Here is a 4,148-nt window from a genome sequence, read left to right as displayed (position 1 = left end):
GATGAATTCGAGGCCGGCGCCGGGAACGCAGCGAGCGGGCCGAATCTGCCCGGCGACGACGCCGCCACCGTCCGGCTCACGCTCGACGCGATCGATCTGGCTCGACTCGCCGGCGGACGACGCGACGCCGACCCCGCAGCAGTGACGGTCGAGGGTGACCGGGAGATCGCCGACCGGATTCTGACGAACCTGAACTACGTGATCTGATTCGAAGAAGACTGTTTCGGTCGTCGAACTGTGAGAACTCGAGTTGAGTTGGAGAACGCGAGTGCTGCAGCACTCGCGTTCTCCAACTCGGCTCTGGTTGTCGCGGTGCACGGCTGCGCTGGTTTCGTGGGCGGCAGGTCGCGCCTCCTGTGCTAGACGACGATGCTCCCGAGTCCGAGGCGCGTCGTCGGCGAGAGAAAGAATCAGCCGGATGTCACCGTGGCGGTTTGGATGATGGCGCTGATGTTCGGCTTGCCGTAGGTCGCGTTCGGCTTGGCGGGAATGAACCCACCCTTGACGATGCCGTCGAGAACCGGCATCGACGCGTCGTCGACCTTCCCGAGGATCGTGAAGCGCAACGGCAGTCGGGCGTTGTCGGTGAGGAACACCAGCATCGTCGATCCGCCATTGGGTTTGATGTCCTCGGACGGGTAGATGAGCATCGTTCCCCGCGGATACACGAAGACGTTCTCGCCGCTGTCGTTGGTGCCGTCGGGGGTCAATCCGACTGGCTGTTCGTCTGGGCTCGTCCAGCCGGGGTTGGTGTTGTCCTCGCCGTTCGGGGAACCGCACAGCAGATAGATCTTGCCGGACTCGTGGCAGGTGTTGTGGTCGTAGACCCCGTTCTGGATCATCGTCGTGACGGCCCCGACGTTGCAGGGTGCCTTCGTCCGATCCATGGTGACCTTGATGTCGCCCTGCGCGGCTATTGCGAAGGTGGCGTTCACCGTGCCGGACTTGGGTTGTTGGGCCGCGGGCGGGTCGAGTGGGACGCCGCCGACCGGCGTGTGGGTCGTGTACGTGCACGCGACGGTCTCGACATTCGGCGTCGGTGGCGTCGACGACGCTGTCTTCGTATCGTCACTACCTCCAGCTGCGCGGACGGCAAAAAAGACGCCGGCCCCGATGAGGGCGAGGACCGCCACGACGGCGACCACCAGGAGCGCCACCGGACGCTTCTTGGCTTGCGGCCCCGAAGGTGGCGTTCCGCCACCGCCGGAGTAGAGATACGACGGATTCGGCCCACTGGGTGGCGGCGGTGTGTACGAGCCGCCGCCGGGAGCCGAGTGTGGGCCGGAGCCGATCGTTGTGGGCCCGGATGGCGGCGCGCCACCGAATCCGCTCGGTCCCGACGGGGTGGGGCGAATCTGAGTGGGCCCCGAGTATGCCCCGCCTGGCTGCGCTCCCCATGCCGCTGCGCCCGCGGCCGCAGGCCCCGACACCCCAGGCCCCGAGACCCCAGGCCCGGAGGGACGCGACCCCTGCCCGCCCGGCGGATACGTTGGGCCCGACGGCATCCGAGACGGTCCGGACGGAGCGGGACCGGGCCCGGGTCCTGGTTGGTGGACGGGCCGGGTGGGGGTGGTGGCGATCGCGACGGATGCCGCCCGCATCAACTCCTTCGCCGTCGGAAAGCGCTGGGCCGGGTCCTTGGCCAGACCGCGGGCGATCACCGGGTCGAGCGGACTTCCGGTCTGCGGCGGCGGCTGGGTGAGGTGGGCGGTCATGATGCCGGCGTCGGTCTTCGACGGATACGGCGCGCTTCCGGTGACACTCTCGAAGAGCACGCAGGTCAGCGCGTAGATGTCCGAACTCGGTCCCGCCGGAACATCGTTGAGACGTTCGGGAGCCATGTACGCGAGCGTGCCGAGTGCCGTGCCGACCTGCGTCAGGTGCCTGTCGGTCTCACCGTGTGCGATGCCGAAGTCGACGAGATAAGCGAAGTCGTCGTTGTTGACGAGGATGTTGTCCGGCTTGATGTCCCGATGGACCAGCCCGCTGCGATGCGCCGCGTCGAGCGCACCTGCGATCTGGGAGAGGATCGAGACAGCGCGGCCAGGTGCGATGGGGCCGTCCTTCAGAATGCCCCGCAGGTCCTTGCCGTCGACCATGCGCATGTCGATGAACAGCACGCCGTCGTGCTCACCCCAGTCGTGGATCGGGATGACATGCGGGTCGGACAGTTTGGAGGCGGTCTTCGATTCGCGTTCGAATCGCTCGCGGAAATCGCTGTCGTTCGCGAAGTGCAGCGGGAGCAACTTCAGGGCGATGGTGCGTTCCTTGACCGTGTCCAGGGCCTCGTATACCTCGCCCATGCCACCACGACCCAGGAGCCGGCCGATGCGGTACGGGCCCAGCATGGTGCCGGTCCTCGATTTTGGCTCGGTCACGTCACCCCTTCGATTTTCGATCCGAAATTCTCGCCGTCGATCGGGTCCGATCGCCGACAGATCCATTCTCAGCCTATCGAGTGAACTACACCTTCGTATGTCGAGCAGTGGGACGACACAAGGCGAGGCTCCTCCGAACGTATGTGCGGCCCGAATTCACTCGGCTGGATGTCGGTATCACTGCCGAGAACCTCGTGTCGTCCGATTGGACGATCGACCGACTATCGAGCTACCGGGCGGAGTCCTCGTCGACGCGGACCTGGCTGCCGAAGACGCGTGCCGCGTCGCCGTCGATGGCGCGAGCGGGGAGGGGATCGCTGAGCAACCGGCGCGTGAGCGCGGCAGATGCCTTCAGGGGGGCGTCGCTGGCCGCCAGTACGACATTGCCGGTGCGTCGACCCTTGAACATGGCCGGATCGGCGATCAGCATCACGTTGGCAAAGACCGATGCGATGGTGGCGGCCTCGGCCCGAACACCGTCGAGCGCTCGCCCATCGCCACAGTTCGCCAGGTACAACCCGCCAGGTGTGAGCAGTTCGTGGACCGACGACGTGAACTCGCGTGTCGTGAGGTGCACCGGGGTTCGGTTCCCGACGAACGCGTCGCGGACCACGACGTCGCGGCTGCCCGGGTGGAGGCTTTCGGTGACCGCCCGGGCATCACCCACCCGGATGCGAAGCAGCGGGGATCGTGGGAGGTCGAACCATTCGCGGACCAGACGCGCGAGTTCGGCGTCGATCTCGACCGCCACCTGCCGCGCGTCGGGGTATCGGACGGCGAGGTAACGAGCGAGCGCGCAGGCCGCACCGCCGAGGTGGACGACGCGCAGGCGAGTCTGTGATGGGTACCGGTCTTCGATGACCGCTGCCATCTGGCGGAGGTATTCGAAGTCGAGGAGCGTCGGGTCCGGGTGGATGTGCGAACTGTGGGTGCCGTTGATCGTCAGCAGCCATCCGCCGGCGACCGGGTCCGGTGCCAGTTCGGCGATGCCGCCGTCGATGTCGTAGCGACCGGCAATGGGTTGTGGTCGTGTCCTGGCCACTACTCGGTCCTGTCCAGCATCACCGGGCAAGTCTGTCACGCAGCGTGGGTTGGCTACGATCGGCCGATGGAACGAGCGCTCGCGACCGCGGGGGGATTGGTGTGCGGGTACCTGCTCGATCGCCTGCTCGGCGATCCGCGGCGCGGACATCCGGTGGCCGGATTCGGTCGGATGGTGTCGGCCGTCGAACGTCACATCTACCGTGATTCCCGATGGTCCGGAACCGTTTTCGCCTGCGCGACGGCCGGTTCGGCGACCGCGTTGGCGCTCGGCGCGCAGCGTCTGTGTGACGGGCCGGCCAGTCGATTCGCGTTCACCGGACTGACCACCTGGATGGTGTTGGGCGGTGCGTCGTTGACGCGGGTGGGCGAACAGGTCGCCGACGCCTTGAGTGCGGCCGACACCGCAGGCGCGCGGTCCCTGGTGCCCAGTCTGTGTGGACGCGACCCGGACTCCCTCGACGACGCGGGCATCTGCCGGGCCGCGGTCGAATCCCTCGCCGAGAACACCTCGGATGCCGCTGTCGCCCCACTGATCTGGGGTGCCGTGGCGGGAGTGCCGGGTCTGGTCGGCTACCGGGCCGTCAACACCCTGGACGCGATGGTGGGGTACCGAAGCCCGCGCTACCGCCGTTTCGGCTGGGCGTCGGCACGGGCCGACGACATCGCGAACCTCGTCCCGGCCCGGATCGCCGGTGCACTCACGGTGCTCGTCGGCGGCGCGCCTCG

Annotated in this window: 3 protein-coding genes and 1 pseudogene; 2 read left to right on the top strand and 2 right to left on the bottom strand. The window is 67.3% G+C overall.

Translation table 11 applies throughout. The features are described from left to right. Positions 1–207, top strand: a pseudogene (locus ABZW74_RS24145) (hypothetical protein); the annotation flags it as partial. 203 nt (positions 208–410) lie between these two features. Here the strand turns inward: ABZW74_RS24145 and ABZW74_RS24140 are convergent. Together ABZW74_RS24140 and ABZW74_RS24135 are read right to left on the bottom strand one after the other, a co-directional pair. Further along, positions 411–2,378, bottom strand: coding sequence for a serine/threonine-protein kinase (locus ABZW74_RS24140; RefSeq protein WP_355279998.1), 1,968 nt, complete (start codon positions 2,376–2,378; stop codon positions 411–413). Positions 2,379–2,607: 229 nt separating this feature from the next. After that, on the bottom strand, positions 2,608–3,420 hold the full coding sequence (locus tag ABZW74_RS24135) for a fused MFS/spermidine synthase (protein WP_355279995.1): 813 nt from the start codon (positions 3,418–3,420) through the stop codon (positions 2,608–2,610). 66 nt (positions 3,421–3,486) lie between these two features. Here ABZW74_RS24135 and ABZW74_RS24130 point away from each other — a divergent pair. Then, positions 3,487–4,148, top strand: a 662-nt coding sequence (locus ABZW74_RS24130) for a CobD/CbiB family cobalamin biosynthesis protein (RefSeq protein WP_355279992.1), incomplete at its 3' end; no start/stop codon positions are given.

This window comes from Gordonia sp. NPDC003585, assembly GCF_040610755.1.
In the GTDB taxonomy this organism is placed as follows: domain Bacteria; phylum Actinomycetota; class Actinomycetes; order Mycobacteriales; family Mycobacteriaceae; genus Gordonia.
This window is presented reverse-complemented; position numbering and strand designations above follow the sequence as displayed.